General features: G+C 33.6%; 21 protein-coding genes. 10 read left to right on the top strand and 11 right to left on the bottom strand.

The window, feature by feature from the left end; all coding sequences use genetic code 11:
* Positions 1-388: 388 nt before the first annotated feature.
* A complete protein-coding gene (locus tag HSX10_RS17135) occupies positions 389-862 on the bottom strand; it encodes a regulatory protein RecX (protein ID WP_173589476.1) in 474 nt (157 codons plus the stop codon).
* Positions 863-1,108: 246 nt separating this feature from the next.
* Between HSX10_RS17135 and HSX10_RS17130 the strand changes: the two genes are divergently transcribed.
* On the top strand, positions 1,109-6,934 hold the full coding sequence (locus HSX10_RS17130; protein WP_173589475.1) for a DUF8693 domain-containing protein: 5,826 nt from the start codon (positions 1,109-1,111) through the stop codon (positions 6,932-6,934).
* 615 nt (positions 6,935-7,549) lie between these two features.
* Here HSX10_RS17130 and HSX10_RS17125 read toward each other — a convergent pair.
* From HSX10_RS17125 to gdhA, 4 genes are all read right to left on the bottom strand, one after another.
* Entirely contained in the window at positions 7,550-9,979 is a 2,430-nt protein-coding gene (locus HSX10_RS17125; RefSeq protein ID WP_173589474.1) for a TonB-dependent receptor plug domain-containing protein, read from the bottom strand.
* Between the two features lie 29 nt (positions 9,980-10,008).
* Positions 10,009-10,728 carry a DNA repair protein RecO gene (gene recO / locus HSX10_RS17120; protein ID WP_173589473.1) on the bottom strand — a complete coding sequence of 240 codons (720 nt, stop codon included), beginning with the start codon at positions 10,726-10,728 and terminating at the stop codon, positions 10,009-10,011.
* Between the two features lie 3 nt (positions 10,729-10,731).
* Entirely contained in the window at positions 10,732-13,116 is a 2,385-nt protein-coding gene (gene porZ, locus HSX10_RS17115; protein ID WP_173589472.1) for a type IX secretion system anionic LPS delivery protein PorZ, read from the bottom strand.
* Positions 13,117-13,236: 120 nt separating this feature from the next.
* A complete protein-coding gene (gdhA, locus tag HSX10_RS17110; RefSeq protein WP_173589471.1) occupies positions 13,237-14,580 on the bottom strand; it encodes an NADP-specific glutamate dehydrogenase in 1,344 nt (447 codons plus the stop codon).
* A gap of 301 nt (positions 14,581-14,881) precedes the next feature.
* Here gdhA and HSX10_RS17105 point away from each other — a divergent pair, with 301 nt between their 5' ends.
* The gene (locus HSX10_RS17105) at positions 14,882-15,673 is read left to right on the top strand and encodes a THC0290_0291 family protein (protein ID WP_173589470.1); all 792 of its coding nucleotides are present in this window, start codon (positions 14,882-14,884) and stop codon (positions 15,671-15,673) included.
* A gap of 76 nt (positions 15,674-15,749) precedes the next feature.
* Here HSX10_RS17105 and HSX10_RS17100 read toward each other — a convergent pair whose 3' ends face one another.
* The gene (locus HSX10_RS17100; protein ID WP_173589469.1) at positions 15,750-16,892 is read right to left on the bottom strand and encodes a cystathionine gamma-synthase; all 1,143 of its coding nucleotides are present in this window, start codon (positions 16,890-16,892) and stop codon (positions 15,750-15,752) included.
* 147 nt (positions 16,893-17,039) lie between these two features.
* Here HSX10_RS17100 and HSX10_RS17095 point away from each other — a divergent pair, with 147 nt between their 5' ends.
* The gene (locus tag HSX10_RS17095) at positions 17,040-17,759 is read left to right on the top strand and encodes a DUF3298 and DUF4163 domain-containing protein (RefSeq protein WP_173589468.1); all 720 of its coding nucleotides are present in this window, start codon (positions 17,040-17,042) and stop codon (positions 17,757-17,759) included.
* Here HSX10_RS17095 and HSX10_RS17090 read toward each other — a convergent pair.
* Together HSX10_RS17090 and HSX10_RS18790 are read right to left on the bottom strand one after the other, a co-directional pair.
* Positions 17,756-19,003, bottom strand: a complete 1,248-nt coding sequence (locus HSX10_RS17090; protein ID WP_173589467.1) for a cation:proton antiporter — start codon at positions 19,001-19,003, stop codon at positions 17,756-17,758. The genes HSX10_RS17095 and HSX10_RS17090 overlap by 4 nt on opposite strands.
* Positions 19,004-19,007: 4 nt before the next feature.
* A complete protein-coding gene (locus HSX10_RS18790; RefSeq protein WP_246293552.1) occupies positions 19,008-19,196 on the bottom strand; it encodes a DinB family protein in 189 nt (62 codons plus the stop codon).
* Positions 19,197-19,279: 83 nt separating this feature from the next.
* On the opposite strand from HSX10_RS18790, the gene HSX10_RS17080 reads away from it, so the two are divergent.
* Together HSX10_RS17080 and HSX10_RS17075 are read left to right on the top strand one after the other, a co-directional pair.
* Complete coding sequence (locus tag HSX10_RS17080; RefSeq protein ID WP_173589466.1) at positions 19,280-19,633, top strand: arsenate reductase family protein; 354 nt, start codon at positions 19,280-19,282, stop codon at positions 19,631-19,633.
* A 57-nt stretch (positions 19,634-19,690) separates the two neighbouring features.
* Positions 19,691-20,824: a hypothetical protein gene (locus HSX10_RS17075; protein WP_173589465.1), complete on the top strand. Its 1,134-nt coding sequence runs from the start codon at positions 19,691-19,693 to the stop codon at positions 20,822-20,824.
* A 61-nt stretch (positions 20,825-20,885) separates the two neighbouring features.
* On the opposite strand, the gene HSX10_RS17070 is transcribed toward HSX10_RS17075, so the two are convergent.
* Positions 20,886-21,365, bottom strand: a complete 480-nt coding sequence (locus HSX10_RS17070; RefSeq protein ID WP_173589464.1) for an acyl-CoA thioesterase — start codon at positions 21,363-21,365, stop codon at positions 20,886-20,888.
* 133 nt (positions 21,366-21,498) lie between these two features.
* On the opposite strand from HSX10_RS17070, the gene HSX10_RS17065 reads away from it, so the two are divergent.
* The 3 genes from HSX10_RS17065 to nadD are packed head-to-tail and all read left to right on the top strand — an operon-like array spanning position 21,499 to position 23,554.
* On the top strand, positions 21,499-22,356 hold the full coding sequence (locus HSX10_RS17065) for a YicC/YloC family endoribonuclease (RefSeq protein ID WP_173589463.1): 858 nt from the start codon (positions 21,499-21,501) through the stop codon (positions 22,354-22,356).
* 27 nt (positions 22,357-22,383) lie between these two features.
* Positions 22,384-22,974, top strand: coding sequence for a guanylate kinase (gene gmk, locus HSX10_RS17060; protein WP_173589462.1), 591 nt, complete (start codon positions 22,384-22,386; stop codon positions 22,972-22,974).
* A 1-nt stretch (position 22,975) separates the two neighbouring features.
* Positions 22,976-23,554, top strand: coding sequence for a nicotinate (nicotinamide) nucleotide adenylyltransferase (nadD, locus tag HSX10_RS17055; RefSeq protein ID WP_173589461.1), 579 nt, complete (start codon positions 22,976-22,978; stop codon positions 23,552-23,554).
* 31 nt (positions 23,555-23,585) lie between these two features.
* Here the strand turns inward: nadD and HSX10_RS17050 are convergent, their stop codons facing one another.
* Positions 23,586-23,945 carry a YraN family protein gene (locus HSX10_RS17050; protein WP_173589460.1) on the bottom strand — a complete coding sequence of 120 codons (360 nt, stop codon included), beginning with the start codon at positions 23,943-23,945 and terminating at the stop codon, positions 23,586-23,588.
* 181 nt (positions 23,946-24,126) lie between these two features.
* Here HSX10_RS17050 and HSX10_RS17045 point away from each other — a divergent pair, with 181 nt between their 5' ends.
* Together HSX10_RS17045 and HSX10_RS17040 are read left to right on the top strand one after the other, a co-directional pair.
* A complete protein-coding gene (locus tag HSX10_RS17045) occupies positions 24,127-24,429 on the top strand; it encodes a hypothetical protein (RefSeq protein WP_173589459.1) in 303 nt (100 codons plus the stop codon).
* A 54-nt stretch (positions 24,430-24,483) separates the two neighbouring features.
* Positions 24,484-24,837 carry a hypothetical protein gene (locus HSX10_RS17040; RefSeq protein WP_173589458.1) on the top strand — a complete coding sequence of 118 codons (354 nt, stop codon included), beginning with the start codon at positions 24,484-24,486 and terminating at the stop codon, positions 24,835-24,837.
* Here the strand turns inward: HSX10_RS17040 and HSX10_RS17035 are convergent.
* Positions 24,829-25,854, bottom strand: coding sequence for a S66 peptidase family protein (locus HSX10_RS17035; protein WP_254453265.1), 1,026 nt, complete (start codon positions 25,852-25,854; stop codon positions 24,829-24,831). The genes HSX10_RS17040 and HSX10_RS17035 overlap by 9 nt on opposite strands.
* Positions 25,855-25,900 lie beyond the last annotated feature (46 nt).

Here is a 25,900-nt window from a genome sequence, read left to right as displayed (position 1 = left end):
TCTAAAATACTAAACCAACCAATATCATAAATCCCAAACCCAGACTTCAAAAAACTACAATCTCTTAGTTATCAAATTAAACACAGTCCAAATATCTCATTAAGCACAATCCTTTTTACCACATTAAGTATAATTCTTTTGTCACATTGAGCGCAGTCGAAATGTCTAACCTCCAAAATCTAAAATTCTAAACCAACCTACATCATAAATTGTAAATCCAGACTTCAAAAAACTACAATCTCTTAGTTCTCAAATTAAACACAATCGAAACACCTCATTAATAACAATCCTTTTTGCCACATTGAGCGTATTCCTATTGTCACATTGAGCGCAGTCGAAATGTCTCACCTCCCAAATCTAAAATCCACTCCTATCAAACAGTACATTTTTATTTCAAATACGCATTAATTTTATCATAAACCAAAGCAGATTCCCACCCCCGATACAACAAATAATCCGCCACCTTTTTTTTCTTCTTATAAACATTAGGTTCCTTAACCTGAGCAATGCGCTTTTGCACCAAGTCATCTAACGTCTGCTCATAATCATCAAGATCAATTTCTTTAAGTGCCACATCCATGCTATACTTAGAAATAGCTCTAAACTTCAACTCACGTACCAACCTGTTTTTACCCCATTTTTTCATCCGAAACTTCCCACGTACAAAAGCCTTAGCAAAACGTTCCTCGTTCAAAAAGTTATGTTCAATTAAGTGTACCGTAATATGATCTATAACCTCAGGGATCATACCCATATCTCTCAACTTTTGCCGCACTTCTTTATGGCAACGCTCTTGGTAAGCACAATAATGCTCTAGTTTACGCTTAGCCTCATCTACGGTATAAGTTTTACTGGTATCCATAAGTTTCAAAAGTACAGTATTACTAACTATTTGTATAAAAAGAAAGCATAATCATTTTACAGTATTCATACCAAATACACATTTCACCGATGAAATACGTACTTTTTATCGTATTTTATTGCACTTTATAGTTTTTTATTAATGTTTACTTAATATTTTCTTAATAAAAACATACCTTGAGCAACACTAGTAAAAACAACGGTTCAGCTATCTTTGCCGGTATTTAACCCTCATTAATTACCCCCTATGATTAAAAACTACTCCCTCTTTTTTATAGCATTCTTATGTTTTAGCTTGTCTGGTTATGGGCAAACTTATAATCAAATTACCAGTATAGCCGACCTTACCGATGGTAACTATCTAATTGTTGGAGATGGTTCTACTAACGTTGGTTTAATGAAAAACACAACATCAAGTAGCGTTATTATAGATTATACTACAATCGCAAGTCCAGGAGCAACAATTACTACAGGCTACACAGCTGCCAACGTTTTTGAGATTACAGTATCTGGTGGCAATATCACTATTTACAATTCAAACGAAGGGTATGCGTCATGGGGACGATCTGGAGCGACAGGGAATGATGCAGACTTCTATTCAGGCACTGTGGCCAACACAGAAAGATGGACACCAACAGTCAATGGATCAGGCCTATGGTCACTTGCTAATGTTTCTAATAGCAGTAGAATCTTACAATGGAACAACAGCTCTCCACGTTTTATTGCATATACTTCAAATCAAGTAAAATTAAAGCTTTATAAAGAAGATGCTCCTGCTGGCCCAACAATAACCGCAGCACCAACAACACTTTCAGGTTTAGATTATTTTTATAATATGCCTCCCTCTTCTGAAGATACATTTACAGTAGAAGGAAGCCTTTTAACCAATGATATTGTAATCACAGCACCAACCGACTTTGAAATTTCATTAACTTCTGGTGCTGGGTTTACAAATAGTATTACCTTAACTGAAAGCAGTGGCACAGTAGCTTCTACTACAATTTACGTAAGATTAATATCAGGAAAAGCTCTTGGGACGTACACTGACGATGTAGATATTACAAGCACAGGTGCATCAACAAAAACAGTGTCGGTAACTGGAGATGTAGTAGATATTTATTGTAATGCAGGCCCAACAAGTAGTGCCGATTCGGAAATTGAAAATGTTACCTTAACAGGAGTAAGTCTTAATATTAGCAATGATACTAGCGGAACGTGTACAGGAGGAGGAACAGGTGCAATAAATGATTTTACAGCACAAAGTGCAGACGTTTATCCAGGTGGAAGTTATGCGCTAAGTGTAGCTTTTGGTGATTGTAGCGAAAGTTATATAGATTATGATGGAGCAGGTGGTGTTTGGATAGATTGGAATGATGATGGAGATTTTGATGATACAGATGAAGAAATAACAACAGTAACTTTGGTTGGCTTAAATTCAGGCACAAATCAAATAGAAAACATAACAATCAATGTGCCTGCTTCTCAAGCATTAGGGGATTACAGAATGCGAATTGTTCAACAAGAAGGAGGTACAACAGGGGCTATTTCACCATGTGGTACATTTAGTTGGGGTTCTGTTGAAGACTATACCGTTACTGTAGTAGCAGCAACAGGAAACTTAATTACAGTGACACAAGCCACAGGAGGAACAATTTCTCCGGGTTCAACAATTGTAGCAGATAATGCCAACCAGAGTTTTACAGCAACACCAGACGCGTGTTACACCTTTACCAATTGGGTTGTAAATGGTAGCAATGCAGGAAGCACAAATCCGTACACCTTTACTAATGTAACAGCAAACCATACAATTACTGCCGTTTACACCCAAGACACTTATAATATTACAGCAACCGCTGGTGCCAATGGTACTATTAGCCCAACAGGTGTTACTAGTGTGGGTTGTGGTAATAATCAAACCTATACTATAACAGCAGACAGTGGTTATGTAATAGACAATGTTTTAGTAGATGGTGTATCTGTAGGCGATGTAACGTCTTACGATTTCACTAATGTCACAGCAACACATACAATAAGCGTGAGTTTTGCGGTTTATGTAACACCTCAAATTGTAATTACTGAATTTGCAGGTAAAGGATATGGAGGAAGTTTTAATGACGAATATATTGAAATAGCAAATTTTGGAACTACAAGTATAGACTTAACAGGATGGTTTTTAAAATACTATGAAAGCTCTCTAGAAGAAACCGTTAATTTATCAGGTATATTAGCACCTAATACTGCCTATGTAATTGCAGCAAGAAGTTCACATACAGCCGCAATATTACCAGACATAGTAGCATCCTTTAGCATGAATGCTCCAGCTTATGCAGTTCTTTTAGAGGGAACAACCGTAAGAGATGAAGCAGGTTCCAGCTCTAATAAATTTGATGATGATTATAATTATGAATTTACAGATTGCTCTAATGACAATAAACCAACTGCAAATTGGGATAATCTAGGCACAGGAAATGGAACTCCTGGTGTTGTTAATTGTAACGCTCCAAAACCAGAATTACAATTAGTAGACAATACAGCAACTAACCAAGATTGTGGTTTCACCTTAGACTATGGTGATGTAGCCATTGGCTCAACCTCAGACCTAACCTTTGATATTGAAAACAAAGGAACCCTAGACCTTACCATAAGTGCTTTGGCAATTACTGGAGATTATACAATTATAACACCTGCAACAGTGCCGTTTACAATTACACCAGGAAACGCACAAACCGTAACCGTACGATTAACACCACTATCAGATGACCCAATATTTGGGGAACTTACTATTACAAGTAATGATGACGATGAAGGCAGTTGTATTGTTAATCTAGCAGGTACTGGGTTTACTCCTGGCCCCAACATTAACGTTAGAGCTGTAGTAGGTTCTAATCCTACAATTGCAAATGGAAGCACAACAACTGCTGGGTTTAACAACACGTTATTTGCAGCACAAACCATTAGTACAACACAGCAAACAAAAACGTTTAGAATTGGTAACGAAGCAGGTTCTGCAAATTTAACCGTATCTAGCATTACACTATCTGGTGATACGGCAGACTTTTTTGTAACAGAAAGTATATCTAATCCTTTTGCTATAGATACCTATCAAGATTTTACTATTACCTTTCAACCGACTACAGATTCGGGTTTAAGAAGTGCTACAGTAACCATTGCAAATTCAGATGCTAATAAAGACCCTTATACATTTGTAGTAGAAGGTAATGCAAATTGTCCATCTGTAGGTGGCACAATAGCTCCTGCAGAAGGTCCTGTTGGCACGGTAGTTACCGTAATGTCACCTGGCAATGACCTTACAGGTGCTACAGCAGAATTAAACGGAGTCGCGTTAACCACAATAGCATCAAATGCTTTAGAGCTTCAAGTAAGATTACCTAACACCATTACAACTGGTGGTGCTTTAAGTGTAGAGCTTACAAATGGTTGTATTTTTAGCAATACATTTACACTTATAAATGAAACAATTGCAGGTTGCGAAACAACTTCGGGTGGTGGTAGCTTAACAGATTTATTTATAAGTGAAATAACAGATTCATCTAAAGGGAGTTTAACCTACATTGAGTTATATAACGCAACAGGTGCTACAATTAACTTTGCAACTACAAATTATACGGTTAAAATATATAATAATGGTAGCGCAACAACGTCTTTTAGTTTTGTTATTAATACAGGTACCATTGTCAACAACGGCACTTTCATTATTGCCACAGGCCTATCTATAGCATCCTCGCAATGTAGTTTAATAACTGGTGGAGATGGTAGCTTAGGAGATATGACCATTGCAAATTCTGGTGCTAGTATTAATTTTCACAAAGATGGAGATACAGATTTAGGCCATGATTTTATAGGACTTTATAGTGGATCTTCAACCTTAGTAGATGCATGGGGAGTGTTTGGCGACGCTACTTGGGCAACGGGATTAGGTCTTGGAGAAAGCGGAGTAAATTTCCAAAGAGATACTGCAGCAACACTACCAAATACAACATTTTCTACATCTGATTGGATAATCACAGACTGGACAGGTAATGAATGTGATGACGTAGATTATTCAACTATTGGAGCCTATGACTTTTCCACAGGAGAAGCACCAACAATAACCTTACAACCATTAGACGCTGACTTTGGTTGTGAATTTTCTGCCAGTTTTACAATTAATGGTACAGAAAGCTACAACGAATCAGATGACACACAAGAATTAGCCTACCAATGGTACTATAATACTCCAGGAACATCTACATGGATAGAAATACTTTCTGGTAACACAAACTACACAGGGCAACAATCAGCAACATTAAACGTCATAGACAGCTCTAGTTTAAATGGTTACCAATACTATTGTCAGTTAAGAGAAAATAGCGCTACCTGTTTCACAGCGTCTAACGCAGTGAAACTTGAGGTCTTCGTTTCTGAATGGGATGGTACAAACTGGTCAACAATACCAACAATTAACAGCGCCGTTATTCTTAATGGAAACTATGACACTTCTATACAAGGCAGCTTCAGCGCATGTCGTTTAATCATTAACAGTGGAAAAACACTAACAATTACAGATAACGAATATGCCGAAGTCTATTACAACGTCACTAACAACGGAACCTTTAACATAGAAAACAATGGATCGTTAATACAAATAGACAACACCAACACCAACACCGGAAACATAAGCATGCAGCGTACAACAACAATACGCAAACTAGATTATGTGTATTGGTCTTCTCCTGTGGAAGGATTTAACACCGATGATGTATCACCAGATTCACCCACTAATAAAATTTACAAATGGAACCCAACAACAACTAATACAAACGGCAGCCAAGGAAATTGGGTATCCGCAGCTAATAACACAATGGATCCTGGCGTAGGTTATATCATTAGAGGTCCAGATGCTTTTGGCACAACACTTACGGATTACACAGCGACTTTCAATAATGGTATACCTTTAAACGGAACGTATAATGTACCTATTTCAAGAGGTACTAATCCCACTTACGATGATTCAGACGCAATTGATGACAACTGGAATCTACTAGGCAACCCATACCCTTCAGCAATAAGTGCGGAAGATTTCTTATTGACTAATACCAACCTAAATGGCTATGTTAATATCTGGACACATGGATCACTACCTAACACAACCAATACAGACCCCTATTATGAGAATTTCGCTATAAATTATGGAGATGATTATTTAACTTACAATAGTAGCGGTTCTGGATTAGGCCCTAACACATTTGACGGAAACATAGCTGCTGCACAAGGGTTCATGGTTAACATGGTAGATGGATCTGAAGCTACTGAGAATGTAATTTTTAATAACGCAATGCGAGGAACAGGATTAAGCAACGATGGTTTTTATAGAAATGCAAACACTGAAAAACACAGAATATGGCTAGACCTAATACCAGAAGGAGAATCACTAGAACGTATTTTAGTGGGTTATATAGAAAATGCAACAGATGAAGCAGACAGAATGTATGACGCCGATACTGAATTAAGTAACACAAATAACTTCTATACTATGATAGAAAACAAGGCTTACAAAATTCAAGGGCTTCAGTTACCTTTTCAAATTACAGACGTCATTCCTTTAGGTATAAAGACAACAACGGCGTCTAACTACACACTTGGAATACATGCGGCCGATGGTTTATTTGAAACGGATAACCAAAACATATATCTAAAAGACAACACCTTAGGATTTACACACAACTTAACTACACAGCCCTATACTTTTAGCTTAGATGCCGGTACATTTAATGAGCGTTTCGAAATTGTATTTACACCAACAACATTATCTATCGATGATAATTTTATTAACGCAAATAACATTACTATTACAGAACTACAAAATGGTAATGTGGAGTTTAGAGTTGGAAACCCACACACCATAAAACACGTAGACATTATGGATGTTACAGGACGGATCATCTATAATTTACAAGGTAATAACGCAACTGAAGTTTATGATTTATCTAAACTAAGCCAAGCAGCTTATATCGCTAAAATTACCTTAGCTAACGGACAAGTCATTAGTAAAAAAGCCATTAAACAACACTAACTACATTCCTGTAAGAAGCAAGAAAATATAACAACAGAAAATACCAAAAGAGGTTTCAAATTACAATTGAAACCTCTTTTTTTTGTTACCATAATAAAAGCAATTAAATAGCGAGAACCAATCTAATCTTACGAGAATAGAAAACTCATATTCTTCTGTCATTTCCTTTGTCATTCCTGAGAAATCAGGAATCCACTACACCAAAACAATCAACCAACACAACCGCTTTCTTCGTTTTAAGACAAATCAAAAACATCTATTCGATAAAACTCAAAACAAAAGAAACCCCAGAATAAGAAAATTCACATATTTGTCATTCCGAAGTATAAGGAATCACATAAAGAAAACATAACACCTCCTGTCATTCCCCTGAAGGCAGGAATACACAGTAACACCATAACTTTAAATTAAAACACTAATTTCAAGTATATCGCAGACACTCCATAGATAGTCCGTAGATACTCCGTACATAAGCCGTAGTCAGTCCGTACCCATGCCAAAATAAAAAAACGATTACATTATATAAGTTTGAACTAAATAATTCATCCCTTTTGTCATTCCTGCGAAAGCAGGAATCCAATACAGAAACACAAATCATTACTTCTCAAACAAATCCTAAAAACGATACTTTAAAGCCAAAATTAAATTTCTACCAGCAGCCGATAACCCTGAAGAATAAGGTCTATAACGCTGATCTGTTATATTTTCTAAACTTGCCGTAAAACTAAGCTGAGTATTGTACTGATATTGTGTTCGTAAATTTAGCGTGTACCAAGAAGGCGAATAAGGATCTCCATCAGCATCTAAAGCATACAAATAATCTTTTTCAATTTCTGATGGCGATAATTGATTAAATGATAATTCATTATTATAAACTAAAAAAGCATCAAAGAGTAACTTTTTTCTTTCCCAAATTAAATGCGTGCGTCCAAAACTTGGAGCCACATGTCGTATTGGTTCTTCAATTCCATTATTATCTTCTGTACCCCCAATAATATTATACTGCGAACGTAATTTTAAATCCTTTGCAAAATTAATTTCCAGAGCAGCTTCAAAACCATAAATCCAAGCTTTAGAAGCATTTTGCATGGCTTGAACCGTACTTAATTCGCCATTATATACGATTTCTGTTTCTCCGTTTAATTCATAATCTCTTCGAATCAAAGCATTATCTAAAAAGGTATAATACGTCGCTAAGTCTAAAATAACTTTGTTGTTAAAATCTAGTTTCAAACCTAATTCTCCTCCGTAGGCATATTCAGCTTTTAAATCTTTGTTTGGCACAACTACCGATCCAGGTTCAGAATCAAATACCTTACCAATATCATCAATATTCGGAGCTCTAAATGCTGTAGATGCATTTAACTTCCATTGAATCATAGCACTCGGAGACCATGTAATCCCTGCCGTACCCGTTAGTGCACCTGTATTCACTTTAGCCTCATTAAACGGAAGATCTAAAAAAACATTATTCGCTGTAAAATTGGCTTTAGACCAAACTTGATTGTAACGTAAACCCGACTGAAACACAAATTTGGAGTTTGGTTTATATTTAAAACTGGTATAAGCAGCAAAAGATTGCCATGTAGCACCATCTGGATAACGCGTAACATCTAAAACTGTAGAATTAGTGTCTATATTTTGAGCTTCAGCCTCAGAACCTACCTTATTATATAAATATTCTACCCCATAAAACAACGATGTTTTAGAATTGAAACGCTTTTCTAAATCTAAATTAATGGAAATAGCATCAACATTTTCTTCACTTACATATCGTGTGCTAGATCCGAAATCACGATCCATACGACTTTCTTTAAAATTTTGATAAGCTAATGTGGTCTGAATCTTATCATACAAATTAGAACGACTGCTTAATTTAGTCAACTGAAAATTCCCCATAAACCATTGTTGTGGTCCATAATTCCATTCTGCAGAACGCAATTGATCATCTTTATAACGAAGCAACCTATCATATCTTGAAAAATCTGAAGTTGTTGAATAATAAAGTCCTATATCGAAATCTAAAGTGTTTGAAGGTTTATAGCGCACCTTTTGCATCAAGTTTATTTGATCGTAACCCGTTGGCGTTTGCACATTGGGGTTTGAGTTTACTACAACAACATCTTCACCATTTTGTTGCGTAACATATTCGGGCCTTAAATAATCATCTAGCCCATGAGACCCCATCCGTAAATCTTCAAAATTGGTATAACTCACGCTGCTTAAAAACGCCCATTTTTTGTAACCCAGATTAAAATCTAAATGTCCTGTATTTTCATTATTTACCGAAGCATATCTGGTTAACACACTGGCACTAAATTCTAACGCATCAGAATTAGATAATTGTGGTTTTTTGGTATAAAAACTCATTACACCACCTATGGCATCACTTCCATAAACCACAGAACCTGCACCAAGTGTTACTTCGGTATGATGTAAAGCAAAAGGGTCTATCGCAATCACATTTTGAAGATTACCACCTCTAAAAATGGCATTATTCATACGGACGCCATCAACTGTAATTAAAAGTCGATTGGTAGAAAAACCTCTAATCATAGGACTTCCTCCTCCCATTTGACTTTTCTGAATATAGATATGACCTGTGTTTTCTAAAACGTCTGCACTTGTTTGCGGGTTAGCAAATGCTATGTTTTTAGCATTAACACTAACGATTGTCTGCGGTATATCTCGCTTATTTTGTTCAAACTTTGAGGCCGAAATTACAATCTCATTTAAGCCCTCTACTTTTGACTTAAGATATACAACCCCTTTATTTTTAATAATTTCTGATTTGCTTAATTGCTGACTTTCATATAAAAAATCCTTTAAAAACAGAATTTCATTAGCATCGAAAACCAATAGTGAAGCTTCCCCATTTATATCCGTTAATACAATTTTACTTTGATCAATATTATATATCGTAATGCCTGGAATTGGAGTATGACTTCCTTCCTCTAAAATAGTTACAGTTTGCCCAAAAGTCAACTGTAACAAAAAGAATAAAAAAATACTATAAGTAATTTTGTGCCTCACTTGCAAACTCATAATTCATATAAAAATCAGAAATAAATAGCCTAATGAAATACCTCGTTAAGGATCTGAAGGGACTTCGGTTTTTTAAAACTCCCTAATTGTAATTCAAAATAATGCAATAACATATTTAAAAATGTTTGCCTTTGCGTTGCATTAATTCTTACGGTATTTAAAGCATCAAAATTTGTGCCTAATAAGCGTTTTAGCAGTATTAAATTTTCACCAGAAACAGAGTAAATACCATGATTAGTAGCTTCAAAAATACCAGATTCTAAATTGAAGAAAGGATAATTATTATTGATGTTTTCAGGCTGAAACCCTAAATAACGTGTTAATTTTAAAAGAAATAAGAGATGGAAGTTTGAGAACTGATCTTCATTATCTAAATATTGAAGTGCTGCTGCTATAAAGCCAAATAAGTCTTCATTTTTTTCTTCCTCTTTTAACACATTTGAAAGTATTTCGGATAAAAATAATATGATAGAACTTTTATAAATATTAGTGTGAAGAGTTTTATAGATGTAATTAAACTTAACGTCCTTTATATAATGAAGAGACTGATTAGGTTTATAAGTTTCATCGAGTTGAAGCTGTGATAAAACTTGATAATATACGGTTTTAGATAGTCCTTTTTTAGATTTTAAAACACCTCTTAACAAATAACTTACCACACCACGTTGTTCGGTATAGCACTTTACAATAAGATCGTGATCTCTAAATTTTAATTTTGAAAGGACAATGCTGTTGTTTTTTGAAAGCATCTTTTACTTAACTATAAGCACCTTAAGCACTTTGGTTTCAAAAGTATCTAAATCTGAAATTAAGATGACATAAACACCCGTTCTAACCACATTATTAGCGAGGTTTTTACCATTCCATATCGCTGTCCCACCATCGATAGCAAAATTATAATTAGCATTAGACGATCTTAAATTAACACTAGACTGAGCTTCTGCAACTAAATTACCTTCAATATCCGTAATCTTAATATTTACACGCTCTGTAAGTCCTTTAATTTTTACGCCTTTAGTAACATCGTTAAGATCACTAAAACCAAGAATATTGTATTCTGGACGTACAGGATTTGGATAAACAAAAGCATCTTCTAAACTAGATTGTACCGCAGAACCACCAGCTTTAAAAGACAATAAACCTTTTGCTGTAGCGATATAAACAATACCATCATCTTCATTTATAGAAATATCTCTAATCTGATTAGATGGCAACGGAGAATTATCATTCGTAAAGTGATAAATAGTCGTTTGCCCGTCTGGAGACAAATAGAAAACACCAGAATCTAAAGTCCCTATCCATTTATTATTAGAAGCATCAACTTTAATATCGATTATAGATTCACCCTCTAACAATTCTTTTGCAATACCATCCTCTAAAATAATGATAGAACTTAAACTAGGATTGGTATTATCGTAAAACCCAGATGTATTATATAACACTCTCAGTCCATTTGTAGAACCTGTCCATAATTGATTACTATTGTCTATCGCTAGGCTTAAAAAACGAGAATATGGATCTACATTTTGAGATTCAGAATTAATATTACGTAGCGGGTTTGTTGTTATATTTTCATTATAAGCAATTAATCCATTATCGTAAGACCCAATCCATTTGGTCCCATTATTATCAATCTCCATATCAAAAAAACCTTCTTCTTCACTTGGCGGATCAATCAAATTCGAAAAATCGTAAGACCTCCAAGTTCCAGAACTTGAATCATAAGATTTTAACGGACTTTCAATTCTACTAGATATTATCCACAACAACCCACTGCTATCAAAGTCGGTTGCAGAAACTCTTACATCTACATAATCAGGATCTCCAGACACCAATAAAGACTCTAATCCACTATTAGCTTCATTATACAAATTGGTAGCTTCAAAATCATTAATTTCTACCAAACCATTAAAAAAAGAACTAATAAACACCTGATTAGGATTAAATATACTAGGTGTAATCTCATTTAATTCTACAGCATTAAAAAGACTATCAACGGGTATGTCATCCCAAACATCGTTATAAAGATAACTAACCCCCATAGAGGTTAAAGGATATGGATTAAGTACATCAGAGTATTCTCCATAAGTAGCCCAAACCGTATGAGTCGTTGCATTTAATTTAAAAATATTATTATCTATAGGACCACTAGGTTTAATTTGGGTAGAAATAGAGGGGGTAGAAATACTATTAGTTAAAACCCCAAAAGCTGCCGTACCAATAAACACCTCATCTTCTAAAACTGTAGCTGAGGTAAAATCAGTATCAAAATCTTCTGAGGGTTCAAAATTTTGTACAAGCTGTAAATTTTCATCATATAAACGCACACCTCCTGAAGTTGAATAAATAAGATTAGCGCCAGAGACATCTGCATCTACAGGCAACAAAGGCAAACTAAATAACCCGACAACTGAAGCTCCATTAATTTCATAAATCATATTATTACTTCTAACAGAGTACATCTTATTATTAATGGTGTTCATGGTATAAAAACTTCCCAAAAAAATGGTTTGCCATTGATTATAGTCTATTAAGTTAGGACTCGTTAAATCTGCTTTTTTTAAACCATTTCCATCAATACAAGCCGCATAAATTTCATTATTTAAAATTGAAACTTGCTTAACTGTAACCTGAGAACCTCCACTCCCTATAAAATAAGTATCACCAAATTCTAAGCGCTCTAAATCATAAATAGAAATTCCATAATCTGTAGAAATATAGATTAGACCTTCGTTTTCAAAAAAATGATTAATACCTTTATTTGCTGGTGTAATATTTTGTTTATCTAAGATATCTACCACAGTAAATACAGAATTATCTGTTTCAGAATACAATTCTATTAATCCCGTTTCATAACCAATAAGTAAATACTGATAAAACTCACTGTAATAAATTGTGGTAATTTGCTCACCCGATAGACCTTCTACGGAAGAAATAGTCGTAATCTCATGAGTTAGTGTATTATATTCGAAAACAGCATTTTGTGCCGCTGCAAATATTTTATTTTCACCACTAACAACATCAACAATAGCATTATAAGAATAATGGCTTTGCCATAACGATGAATAATCTTGACTATAACTTGAAGCCGTAAGTCCAAATACAAGGATTAAGATTTTTAAATAAGTGTTAGACATTAGTATATTAAGGTTTGCTCAAATATATTTAATACTAACGATAATTTTGTCTGATTCATATATTATATATAAAAAAAGCTTCTGCGAAAACAGAAGCTTTTAATTATGAGACCGATTTTATTAGACAACACCTTGCGCTAACATAGCATCTGCAATTTTAACAAAAGCAGCAATATTTGCTCCTTTTATATAATCTATAGAACCGTCTTTATTTTCTCCGTATGAAACACAAGATTGATGAATAGCTTCCATAATAGCTTTTAAACGTGTATCAACTTCTTCTTTAGACCAGCTTAAACGAAGTGAATTTTGACTCATCTCTAAGCCAGAAGTAGCAACGCCTCCTGCATTTGAAGCCTTACCTGGCGCAAATAACAATTTAGCTTCTTGAAATACTTGAATAGCTTCTGGTGTTGAAGGCATATTAGCACCTTCTACAACACAAATACAGCCATGACTTACTAACTGTTTTGCTTCATCTCCATTTAATTCATTTTGAGTCGCACACGGTAAAGCAATATCACATTTTACAGACCAGGGTCTTTCCCCTACAAAATACTTTGCTTTAGGAAATTCTTCAACATAATCACTAATACGACCACGTTTTACATTTTTCAGTTCTTTTATATAACTTAATTTTTCTGTATCAATACCTTCTTCATCTAAAATATACCCACCAGAATCCGATAATGTAAGCACCTTAGCACCTAATTCAATGGCTTTTTCTGCAGCAAACTGTGCGACATTACCAGAACCAGACATAACTATACTTTTACCTTCTAATGTTTCTTTTTTAAGCTTCAGCATATTTTGAGTAAAATAAACCACTCCATAACCCGTAGATTCTGGTCGCATTAATGAACCTCCCCAAGTTGGTCCTTTCCCTGTTAGAATCCCGGTAAACTCATTTTTTAGTTTTTTATAAATTCCAAACATATAACCAATCTCTCTTCCACCAACACCAATATCACCTGCCGGAACATCAGTATTTGGACCTATATGCCTGTATAATTCACTCATAAATGCTTGACAAAAACGCATTATTTCTGCATCTGACTTTCCCTTAGGATCAAAATCAGCTCCTCCTTTTCCTCCACCCATAGGAAGTGTTGTTAAAGCATTTTTAAACACTTGTTCAAATGCTAAAAACTTTAAAATACTTGCATTTACAGAAGGATGAAAACGTAGACCTCCTTTATAAGGTCCGATTGCAGAATTCATTTGAATCCTATAACCTCTATTAACTTGTATTTCGCCTTTATCATCTACCCAGGTAATCCTAAAAGAAATTAACCTTTCAGGCTCAACCATTCGTAAAAGAATATTTTTACCGTTATACACTTGATTATCTGATATGTAAGGGATTAAAGATTCTGCAACTTCATGAACAGCTTGTAAAAATTCAGGCTCATGACTATTTCTCACCTCTACTTTAGCTAAAAAATCGTCTATTTCTTTTTTCATTTAACTATAATTTAATTTTGAAATTAACTATAACATTGAACATTTATAAATATTAATCTATATTTGGCAAAATATTTAGGATAAATTATTCTAAGAATATTTTAATATATTGTACCCTTATTCTTTTAGAACAAGACAAATATCAATTTTATTATTATAATCTTCTAAAGATATTTATTCCTAATGAAACAAGATCAAATTTTATCAAAAAACCGAAAAAATAAACATTTAATCGGGTTTGCTTGCTAATTTATCGGGTTTACATATATTTGCTTGGTAAGCGCTTCAATTTTAGAATTACATGACACTAAGAATAAAACAATTACTCTTTGCTTTAGCACTAATATTATCTGTGCAATTTAGCTATTCGCAGATAGGCTTTTCTAGTGAGATTGGTATTATAGCTGGTCCTGTAGCTTACCAATCTGACTTTGGAGAACGTTACGATTTCGGCACAAATTCAGGTAACGTTGGTTTTGGTATTGGTATTGTTTACTACATGAACTTTGATTATATCGCTAACTACAGCCGATCATTCAGAAATAGTTATTTTAGAGATCACTTTAAAGTACGTGCAGAATTATCTTGGAACAAAACAACACTTGATCATTACGGACAGTGGGCAGACAAGAATAGTGTTGCCGGTGAAAAATTAAGAGCACATTCTGGAGAAGCACAAAATTTGAATTTAGGCGCACAATTAGAATTTTACCCTAGGAGTCTTAAATCTTTCGCATACGGACGTAGAGGTGGTGATAAATTTGCTCCTTTTATAAGTTTGGGAGCACAATATGTAGCATTTAGCCCTAGTGTTACAACAACTTACGGAGATCAAAACATATATAATGCAGATAATTTCTATCCTGGTTGGGAACCTGGATCGATAACTGACGAAAACGGATCTACACTTTCTATCGTAGGTAGTGTTGGTGTAAGATATAAACTGACTACACTTTCAGATTTAATGATTGATTTTAGAGTTCAAAGCTTTTTTGATGATAAAACAGATGGTTTAGATCATCAATTAGCATCTAACAAAACGAATGACTGGCTTGTTTGGTTAAACTTTGGGTATATTATTTACTTGAACTAAAAACTCACTTTACAATATTAAAAAAAGCCAAATCATATGATTTGGCTTTTTTCATTTTTATAACTGGTTGTAGAAATTAACTTCCGATAGCTTGCCCTAAATCACTAAGCAAATCGTCTTCATCTTCAATACCTACACTTAACCGAATCATAGAATCTACAATACCTGCTTTTTCACGTTCTGCCTTAGGAACACCAGCATGCGTCATACTTGCCGGATGCCCCGCTAAAGATTCTACACCACCTAAAGATTCTGCTAAAGTAAAAATCTTCAAGTTCTCAACAATCTTAATAGCTTCTTCATAGTTATTTCCTTTGGTAGTAAATGACACCATACCACCAAAACCTTTCATTTGTAATTTTGCAATATTATGGTTCGGGTGATTTGTAAACCCTGGCCAATACACATTTTCAATTTTAGGATGATTCGCTAAATATTCAGCAACAGCTTTAGCGTTTTCACAATGACGTTGCATACGGACATGCAACGTTTTTATTCCTCTTAAAGCCAAAAAAGCATCTTGAGGCCCACAAATAGCACCACTTGCATTTTGAATAAAATATAAACGGTCTGCCAAATCTTTGTCCTTAACAATTAAAGCTCCCATTACCAAATCACTATGACCACCAAGATATTTGGTCGCTGAGTGCATTACAATATCAGCCCCCAAATCTAAAGGCTGTTGTAAATAAGGCGTAGCAAATGTATTATCTACAGCAAACCATATTTTATGTTTTTTTGCAATTTTAGCAGCACCTTTAATATCTATAATATTTAACATTGGGTTGGTTGGCGTTTCTACCCAAATTAATTTTGTATTAGAATTGATATAATCTTCAATAGCTTCAACGTTATTCATATTCACGAGATGAAAAACAATACCAAAATCTTCAAATATCTTAGTGAATAACCTGTAGGTTCCTCCATATAAATCATTTGTAGAAACCACCTCATCACCTGGTTTTAACAATTTTAAAATTGCATCTATCGCTGCTAATCCCGATCCAAAAGCTAAGCCATAAGTCCCATTTTCAATACTCGCTAAAGATTGCTCTAAAGCATGACGCGTAGGATTACCAGAACGCGCGTATTCAAACCCTTTGTGACCTCCAGGTGTAGATTGCGCAAAAGTTGATGTCTGATAAATAGGAGCCATTACAGAACCATAAGCTGCATCTGGCTCTTGACCTCCATGTATTGTTTTTGTATTGAATTTCATACTTGTATATTAAAAATTTTAAATGCTTCAACCTTTTTAATCAAGTTAAAAAAATAATGAATGAAGCCACACAAAATTAAAAGATAATTCGCTGTATTAAAAAGTAAACAATACCTTTATATCATGTTTAACAAAACGAAAATGACCTTGAAACACATATTCCCTTTTATAATTGTCTTAGTACTTTTTAGTGCTTGTGACGAAGCGGTAAAACCATTAGAGTTTAAGACGCACAATATTGATACAGCATACGAAGCTAATATCACTGTGGCTTTTGACGAAGCTGAAAAGAATAAAGAGCTAAGTAAAACTGTAAATAAAACAATAGAAAACGCAATAGTTGAAACTGTAAATTCATCAGACAAGGATTCTGATCTAGAAATAGTATTAAAAAACTTTAATGATGAATACTTAAAGTTCACCTCTGATTACCCAGATGTAACGGAACCTACTTGGGAATTGAATATTGAAACAGAATTAACCTACCAGTCTGAAGATGTTATTACAATAGCAATTAGCACTTACGAATTTAAAGGTGGCGCTCATGGTAATGACCAGGTAAAATTATTAAACATTGACACTAAAACAGGTCAAGTTTTAGACATAAATGCAATAATCAACGATATTGATGGTTTTACAAAGCTTTCCGAATCTGAATTTATAGCCTCTTTAAAAGAAGATGACGACAACATTACTATTGAAAATTTCTTCTTTGGAAAACCTTTTCAACTCCCAGAAAACATAGGATTCAGTGAAGAAGGTTTAATATTAATTTACAACGTTTACGAAGTTACTTCTTATGATTTAGGTTATACAGAGTTTATGATTCCGTTTGAAAAAGTAGAATCGTATTTAAAACTTCATTAATTTTTACCGCGTGTTAATCGTCTAATTAAAGGCCCAACAGTTAAACCCTGACCTATAATTGACACCACAACCACAACGTAAGTTATAACGAGGAATAATTCTCTATGCATATTTTCAGTTAAACTTAAGGCTAATGCTATAGAGATTCCACCTCGTAATCCGCCCCAAGTCATAATTAAGTTTGTTTTAGGCACAAAATCTAAACGTCTTGAGAAAAACTTTATGGGTATAAATAACGAAATATAACGACACATTAATATAATCGGTATTGCTAATAAACCGGCATAGATAAATTTACCATCTAAAGTTAAAACTAACATTTCCATACCTATCATTACAAACAAAATAGTATTAAGTAAAACATCTACAAGTTCCCAAAATTTATCTACATATAGCTCTGTTGTTTCAGACATAGCTGAATTACGAACCGTATCATTACCTACAATTAAACCTGCTGTAACCATAGCTAAAGGTGCAGATAAATGAAATTGATGTGCTAACATTGTTCCTCCCATTACTGCCGCAAGTGTTACAATAACTTCAATTTCATAACTATCAATAGAACGCATGAGTTGATAAGTAATCCACCCCAACAATAAACCTAAAACAATTCCTCCTATAACTTCTTGCCCAAATAAAGTTGCGATATCTGATAACTCAATAGCCGCATCTGGTTTAGCTGCAATCGCAAAAATGGTTAGAAACACCACAACACCAACACCATCATTAAACAATGATTCTCCAACAATTTTAGTTTCCAATTTTTTTGGTGCTCCTGCTTTTTTCAAAATACCCAAAACCGCAATTGGATCTGTTGGAGATATTAATGCACCAAATAACAAGCAGTAAATAAAATCAATATTTAAACCCATTATTTGCAGCACATAAAACATTGCAATTCCGACTAAAAATGTAGAGACCAAAACACCTAAAGTTGCAAAAGCTAAAATGGGCCATCGCTGTACTTTAAGCTGATTAAAATTAGTATGTAAAGCACCTGCGAACAAGAGGAAACTTAGCATTACATCAAGCAAGACCGTTTCAAAATCTATCATTGAGATAAATTCTTTTTCTTGTAGTAACAATGTATCATCAAATTGCCCAATAACAACGACAACCACTGTAAACGCAATGGTGATTACCATTAAGCCAATAGTGATTGGTAGTTTTAAAAAACGCTCATTTATGTAACCAAAAAGAGCCGACAAAACGATTAAAATAGTGGTAATTGAATAGTAATCCATAAAACTATAGTGATTTTCTGAGTGCTAAAATATAACCTAAATGCATACCTTCATGAAAATTATTGAATTCAATGGCTTCTTCCACATTATGCAATGTACTTTTCATGCCAACCGTATATTCATAATAGGTTTTAAAAACACCTTTGGTATAATCTTCTTTGGTTTTAAGAGTTATGCCGAAGGTCCAATCCATAAATTGATAATTTTTTTAAATGTAATTAAATTTCATTATAATTAAGGTTAATTTGCATTTTGAAAAATTAGAAATTCACTATTATGAATAAAATATTTTACCTCAGCAGCTGTAGCACTTGTAGCCGAATTATTAAGGAACTTAATTTACCTGAAGATTTTCAACTTCAAGATATAAAGAAAGAACCAATTACAAGCGAGCAAATAGAACAGATGCGAGCATTAACCGATAGCTACGAAAGTTTATTTAGCAAACGCGCTATGCTATACAAAGAATTGGATTTAAAAAACAAATCTTTAACGGAAGAAGATTATAAAAACTACATTTTAGAACATTATACTTTTTTAAAACGCCCTGTAATTTTATTTAAAGATTCTATTTTTATCGGTAATGCTAAAAAAACTGTAGAAGCTGCCAAAGTAGCGATACACGGATAAAACAAAGTGTAATCTTTTTTCACAATAATATCAGCTTCATCAAAAATTGAAACTAATTTGCAAATAACATCTGAAGTTTTTACAACGGTAAACGCTATTCCAAAATCGTATTGGGATAGCGTTAAATGTTGTGCCAATATTTATTATTCACCTGAATTTTTAAAAGCTTTTGAGTCTGCCAACACAGACATTTCTTTTAATTATATTTTCATTTTAAAAAACAAGGAAGCCATTGCCTTTGCAAACACACAAATTGTAACCATTGGGATTAAAACCATTACTAAAAACATTAGTATGTCTGATAAATTAAGATGTACAGTTAACAACATGTTTTGTAATAATCACATTAAAGTTCTATTCTGCGGGAATGTGTTTTTAAGTGGTGAATATGGAACGTTTTTAAAAGAAGGAGAAGATAAAATTTCAACTTTTAAAGCTTTGGCTGATGGTGTGAAACTACTGGCTAAAAACACAAAAAAGCTGAGTGCAACTTTTATTAAAGATTTTAAAAATGAATCGCTTTCCATAACCAATCAACTTAAAACTTTAGATTACGCCGCCATGCAAGTGGAGCCTAATATGATTATTACTTTAAAACCAGAATGGTATTCTTTTGAAGATTACACTAAAGCTTTAAAATCTAAATACCGCGTTAAAGCCAATAGAGCAGATGCTAAAAGTAAAAATTTAGAAGAGCTTCTTTTTACTGAAGAAGATATTATAGAACATAAAAACGAGCTTCAAGAACTTTACCAAAACACTATTGCTAACGCTGATTTTAATGCTCAAATTCTAAATTTAGAAACTTACATTCACCTTAAAAAAGCCTTTAAAGACCAGTTTATAGTCAAAGGATATTTTCTAGACCAAAAATTAGTCGGTTTTTTATCAGCAATGCAAAACGACAGACATCTCGATGCCCATTTTATTGGTATCGACTACGATAAAAATAAAGAATTTGCTATTTATCCTCGTATTTTAAATGATTACGTTAGATTAGGAATTACTACAAAATCGACAAAAATTAATCTAGGAAGAACCGCTTCTGAAATAAAAAGCACACTTGGCGCACAACCCGAAGATTTAACCTGTTATTGCAAACATAAAAGATATTTACCTAACCAGGTTTTAAAACCGTTTATTAAAAATGTGCAGATAAAATCTTTTAAGCAACATTCGGTTTTTAAGTAAAAACAAAACCTATGAAATTATAAAAAATCGCATAGGTTTTATATTTATAAATTAAGAAATCTTACATTTTTAATGGCTTTGGTCTCACGCCATGCTTACGCGTATCTTCTTTTGTTAATACCTTAAAACTGTCTGATTTAGGAAATTTATGAGCTAAATCTAACAAAACCTCAGGTAAACCCGATAATTTTCTAGCCTTAAGATCTATCCAACCACCTTGCATTTCGCAATACGCCAAATGGTCTCCTTTATGGTTGTAAAAATTATGTTCAAACATAAAATACATACCATCTTCACTAATACCCGAAACTTCAATTGTAACTGTAATTGGAGTGCCTAAAAAAGATTCTTTAAAATAATACATATGTTCATAGAACACTACAGGACCCACATTATGTTTCATAATTTCTAGCATGGAAAAACCTTGCTCCGTAAAGAAAGACATCCTTGCATGACTCATAAAATTGGTGTAGGCAGAATTTGCTAAATGACCATTAGCATCTACATCGCTCCAGCGAATTTCGAACTGTTTTTTGTACATAAATTTTGTTTCTGTTGTGAATTACAAAGTTATAAAACTACATTAGTTCGCCTTAATTCTCGCTAAACTATTTAATCAAATAATAAAACCATTCAATTTTGTACCTTTGCGCAACTTTAATTGCAATGCTTTAATGATACAATCCATGACTGGTTATGGGAAATCTGTTCTTCAGCTCCCAACAAAAAAGATTTCAATAGAATTAAAATCTTTAAATAGTAAAAGTTTAGACCTCAACGCTCGCATGCCTTCTATGTACAGAGCAAAAGAATTAGGAATAAGAAAACTTATTGCAAACCATCTTGTTAGAGGTAAAGTTGATTTTTCGCTTTTTGTAGAAATCACAGGTGAAGACACTAGCTCTAAAATTAACCAAACCGTAGTTAAGGAATACATTAAGCAACTTAAAGAAGTTGTAGATGGTGATGCTACAGAGCTATTGAAAATGGCCATTCGTATGCCAGATGCTATCACTACAGAGCGTGATGACATTGACGAAGATGAATGGACACTTATTAGTACAGAAATCAATAAAGCCATTGCCAACATCGTAGAATACCGTAAAGACGAAGGCGCTACTTTAAACCAAGATTTTACAGAAAGAGTTGCAACTTTAAAACGTTTACTCGAGGAAGTAATTGCCATAGACCCAGAACGTATTGATGGTGTAAGAGCTCGTTTAGAAAAAGGCGTTTCTGACCTTAAAGAAAAAGTAGATGAAAACCGTTTTGAACAAGAATTGGTTTATTACATTGAAAAATTTGATATTACCGAAGAAAAAGTACGTTTAGATAATCACTTAGAGTATTTTATAAAAACTTTAAATTCTGACGATTCTAACGGAAAAAAATTAGGATTTATTTCTCAAGAAATGGGAAGAGAAATTAACACCATCGGTTCAAAATCTAATTATGCTCCAATGCAAAAATTAGTAGTTCAGATGAAAGATGAACTTGAAAAAATTAAGGAACAGCTATTAAATGTTCTTTAACATTAGTAAGCAAAAAAACATTACACTTTGTCAGACATTAAAAACGAAAAACAAGGCAAGCTTATCGTCTTTTCAGCACCTTCAGGATCTGGAAAAACAACCATAGTTCGTCATTTATTAAAACAGCCAGACCTAAATTTAGAGTTTTCTATTTCAGCAACATCTAGAGAAAAGCGCGGTAACGAAATTCACGGTAAAGACTACTACTATTTATCTTTAGAAGAGTTTAAAAACCGAATAAAAAACGATGATTTTCTAGAATGGGAAGAGGTTTATAGAGACAATTTCTATGGTACCTTAAAAACTGAAATCGCTCGTATTTGGGCACAAGGAAAACACGTTATTTTTGATATTGATGTTTCAGGCGGACTTCGTATTAAAAGAAAATTTCCAGATCAAACAATTGCTATTTTTGTTAAGCCACCAGATTTAAATGAATTGGTAAGACGTTTAAAAGAACGTGGTGAAGAAAGTGAAGACAAAATAAGCATGCGTGTTTCTAAAGCACCTGCAGAATTAGCAACTGCTCCACTTTTCGATGAAATTGTCATCAACTCTAATTTAGATGAAGCTTTAGCAAATGCTCATAAACTAGTTGCAGATTTTATAGCAAAATAATATGAAGGTTGGTTTATATTTTGGTACGTTTAACCCTATTCATATTGGGCATCTCACTATTGCCAATCATTTAGTTGAACATAGCGATTTAGATGAAATTTGGTTTGTGGTAACCCCGTTAAGTCCTTTTAAAAAGAAAAGCAGCTTACTAGATAATTACCAACGTTTAGATATGGTTCATTTGGCTACAAAGGACTATGATAAACTACGCCCGAGTGATATAGAATTTGGATTAAAACAACCCAACTACACCATTGACACTTTAACGTACCTTTTTGAGAAACACCCAGATTTTGAGTTTTCTCTCATTATGGGAGAAGACAATTTAAAGAGTTTTCACAAGTGGAAAAACAACGAAATAATTTTAGAAAATCATAGTATTTATGTGTATCCTAGATTATCGGAAGGCAAGGTTGTTAACGAATTAAAAGATCATCCTAAGGTTATAAAAGTTGAAGCGCCAATTATGGAACTTTCCTCTACTTTTATTAGAAATGAAATTAAAGCAGGAAACAATATTAGACCAATGCTCCCTAATGACGTTTGGAAACTTATAGATGAAATGGGGTTTTATCGTTAGTATAATGTCATTCTAAACAGAATAACAGCCATTAAAAATGATAAAAAGCATCTTCATAATGCGTTATTTTTTCAGTTGTTTTATTCTTTAATACGGCTGTAATATCAAAACGAGTTTCTAGATCAATAGCATTGCTTGTAATATATTCATCCATTGCTTTTACCAACAACTTAATCTTACTTGGTGTTACAAACTCTTGTGGATCTCCAAAAAAATCAGAATTTCGAGTTTTAACCTCTACACAAACCATAAAACCATTGTGTTTTGCTATAATATCTATCTCTGCTTTTTGAAACACATAATTTCGCTCCACAATTTCATATCCTTTTTTAATAAGATAATCCGTTGCCAATTGCTCTCCTAGTTGACCAAGTTCATTGTGTTCTGCCATTATTCCTGAGAAAGTAAGAATCTAAATTTCGCAAATTTTAGATTCAAAATTAAAACCTTGTACTACGCTTATATGTTCTTAAAGATAAGCAATTAAATAGTTTGAGTCAAAACCTCTTTCTTTCAAGCACATAAAATAGTACAATTAGTCCTATCTTTAATTTAATTTCAAAATTGATAAAATGGCGAGTCATGTTAAGTGTCCTAATTGTGGTGTCTACAATACAAATGAAGAATATTGTACCCAATGTAATACGCTTTTGTCTTATAAAAAAAGACGCGAATTAGCCTTTGCTCAAGACAAAAAAGACCGTTTAGAACGTGAACGTCTTCAAAATGAAGCTTCCCCTTCTTTCTATGAAAAGTACAAAGACCATAAATTTTTAATCGTGCGTGTTTTTGTAAAAATCACACATTCTATTTGGCTAGGTTTTATGACTATTGGTGTATTTATCGCTTGGCTCATTACAGCAATTGCAGCATAAAGATCAAGAAATGATTAAATAAATTCTGTGTGAGCTTTAGAAAACAATAAGACTTTGAAAATATTAAAACAGCCTTTATTCTTAATCAGTATTGGCATCGCTTCTGCTATCTATATTGCAAATCGATTTGAAACACCGCTACCAAATTGGATCTATTTTTACGTGAATGACTTTCTATGTATGCCTATTGTTTTAAGTCTATGCTTGGCTGTTTTACGCATCTATAAAAAAACAGAAATACTTTACGTGCCATTAGTAATCATTATGCTATTAACCACTTTTTTCGCTTTGTATTTTGAAGTATTCCTACCAAAAACAAACGCACGTTATACAAGTGACCTTATAGATGTTGTACTCTATTTTTTAGGCGCGTTTTTATTTTATAAATTTCAAAAAAAGTTATTTTAAATATTTTAAAGTCGACTGTCCTTTACCCACAACCAATTTCACTTCTTTTCCTAATATCAACGCACGATTGTCTTTTTCGTGACCCGCAGGCATATTAAACGTAATTGGAAAATCATATTCTGATAAAGCATCTAAAATCAACTGCTCTACAGAAGTTCCCCAAAGCGTTGTGTTTTTTCGCATTCTCGTCATGTCACCAACTACAAGTCCGCTTAAATTATCAAAGTAACCCGCGCGTTTCAGACTTTGCAACATACGATCTACATGATATTTATATTCTCCTATTTCTTCAATAAAAAGAATTTTACCATCCGTATCTAAACTTTCTTCAGAACCTAACATGGTATGTAAAATGGTAAGATTCCCTCCTATTAATTCACCCGATGCTTCGCCTACTCTATTATATTCCGATCCTTTTAAAGTATAATCTACAGGCTGACCAAAAATGGTAGATTTAAATGTAGCAACTGTTTCTTTAATGGTGCTTATATCGTTTGGTAAACTCACACACATTAAAGCATGTAACGACTGAAAACCTTCCTTATGCATTTGATTGTGCAAAGCTGTTATATCTGAATAGCCAATAAGCCATTTAGGGTTTTCTTTAAATTTGGTATAATTCAACTTATCTAAAATACGAACCGTTCCATAACCACCACGGGCACACCAAATCGCACTAATTTTAGGATCGTCCATAGCTTTTTGTAAATCGGCACAACGTTCATCATCGGTTCCCGCAAAATGATTGGCTTTACTAAACACATGTTCTCCAACAACGGCATGTAATCCCCAACTTTTTAAAAGTTGTATCGCATGTTGTACTTCACCTTCTCTATTTTTTAAAATTCCAGAGGGCGCTACAATAGCAACTGTATCTCCTGCTTTTAAATATGGTGGTTGAATTAATTCTGAAGTCATTTCAATAGATTTATTAGTTTCTATTTGGGCTTGTATTTTCGATGATGTCATTAAAATAACGACAAAAACAAGAGCCATTAAGTGTGGTCTAAAAGTCATAAATTCTGCTTTTGGTAAAAGTACATTTTTTTTCTAAATCCCTTAT

The organism is Winogradskyella undariae (assembly GCF_013285155.1).
Classification (GTDB): Bacteria; Bacteroidota; Bacteroidia; order Flavobacteriales; family Flavobacteriaceae; genus Winogradskyella; species Winogradskyella undariae.
Note: the sequence above shows the minus strand (reverse complement) of the source record. Positions and strands in the feature narration are given on the sequence as shown.

Bases quoted from the DNA above. Each gene is read 5' to 3' on its own strand.
- HSX10_RS17135 (WP_173589476.1), bottom strand. From the start codon at position 862: ATGGATACCAGTAAAACTTATACCGTAGATGAGGCTAAGCGTAAACTA.
- HSX10_RS17130 (WP_173589475.1), top strand. From the start codon at position 1,109: ATGATTAAAAACTACTCCCTCTTTTTTATAGCATTCTTATGTTTTAGC.
- HSX10_RS17125 (WP_173589474.1), bottom strand. From the start codon at position 9,979: ATGAGTTTGCAAGTGAGGCACAAAATTACTTATAGTATTTTTTTATTC.
- recO (WP_173589473.1), bottom strand. From the start codon at position 10,728: ATGCTTTCAAAAAACAACAGCATTGTCCTTTCAAAATTAAAATTTAGA.
- porZ (WP_173589472.1), bottom strand. From the start codon at position 13,116: ATGTCTAACACTTATTTAAAAATCTTAATCCTTGTATTTGGACTTACG.
- gdhA (WP_173589471.1), bottom strand. From the start codon at position 14,580: ATGAAAAAAGAAATAGACGATTTTTTAGCTAAAGTAGAGGTGAGAAAT.
- HSX10_RS17105 (WP_173589470.1), top strand. From the start codon at position 14,882: ATGACACTAAGAATAAAACAATTACTCTTTGCTTTAGCACTAATATTA.
- HSX10_RS17100 (WP_173589469.1), bottom strand. From the start codon at position 16,892: ATGAAATTCAATACAAAAACAATACATGGAGGTCAAGAGCCAGATGCA.
- HSX10_RS17090 (WP_173589467.1), bottom strand. From the start codon at position 19,003: ATGGATTACTATTCAATTACCACTATTTTAATCGTTTTGTCGGCTCTT.
- HSX10_RS18790 (WP_246293552.1), bottom strand. From the start codon at position 19,196: ATGGATTGGACCTTCGGCATAACTCTTAAAACCAAAGAAGATTATACC.
- HSX10_RS17080 (WP_173589466.1), top strand. From the start codon at position 19,280: ATGAATAAAATATTTTACCTCAGCAGCTGTAGCACTTGTAGCCGAATT.
- HSX10_RS17070 (WP_173589464.1), bottom strand. From the start codon at position 21,365: ATGTACAAAAAACAGTTCGAAATTCGCTGGAGCGATGTAGATGCTAAT.
- HSX10_RS17065 (WP_173589463.1), top strand. From the start codon at position 21,499: ATGATACAATCCATGACTGGTTATGGGAAATCTGTTCTTCAGCTCCCA.
- nadD (WP_173589461.1), top strand. From the start codon at position 22,976: ATGAAGGTTGGTTTATATTTTGGTACGTTTAACCCTATTCATATTGGG.
- HSX10_RS17050 (WP_173589460.1), bottom strand. From the start codon at position 23,945: ATGGCAGAACACAATGAACTTGGTCAACTAGGAGAGCAATTGGCAACG.
- HSX10_RS17045 (WP_173589459.1), top strand. From the start codon at position 24,127: ATGGCGAGTCATGTTAAGTGTCCTAATTGTGGTGTCTACAATACAAAT.
- HSX10_RS17035 (WP_254453265.1), bottom strand. From the start codon at position 25,854: ATGACTTTTAGACCACACTTAATGGCTCTTGTTTTTGTCGTTATTTTA.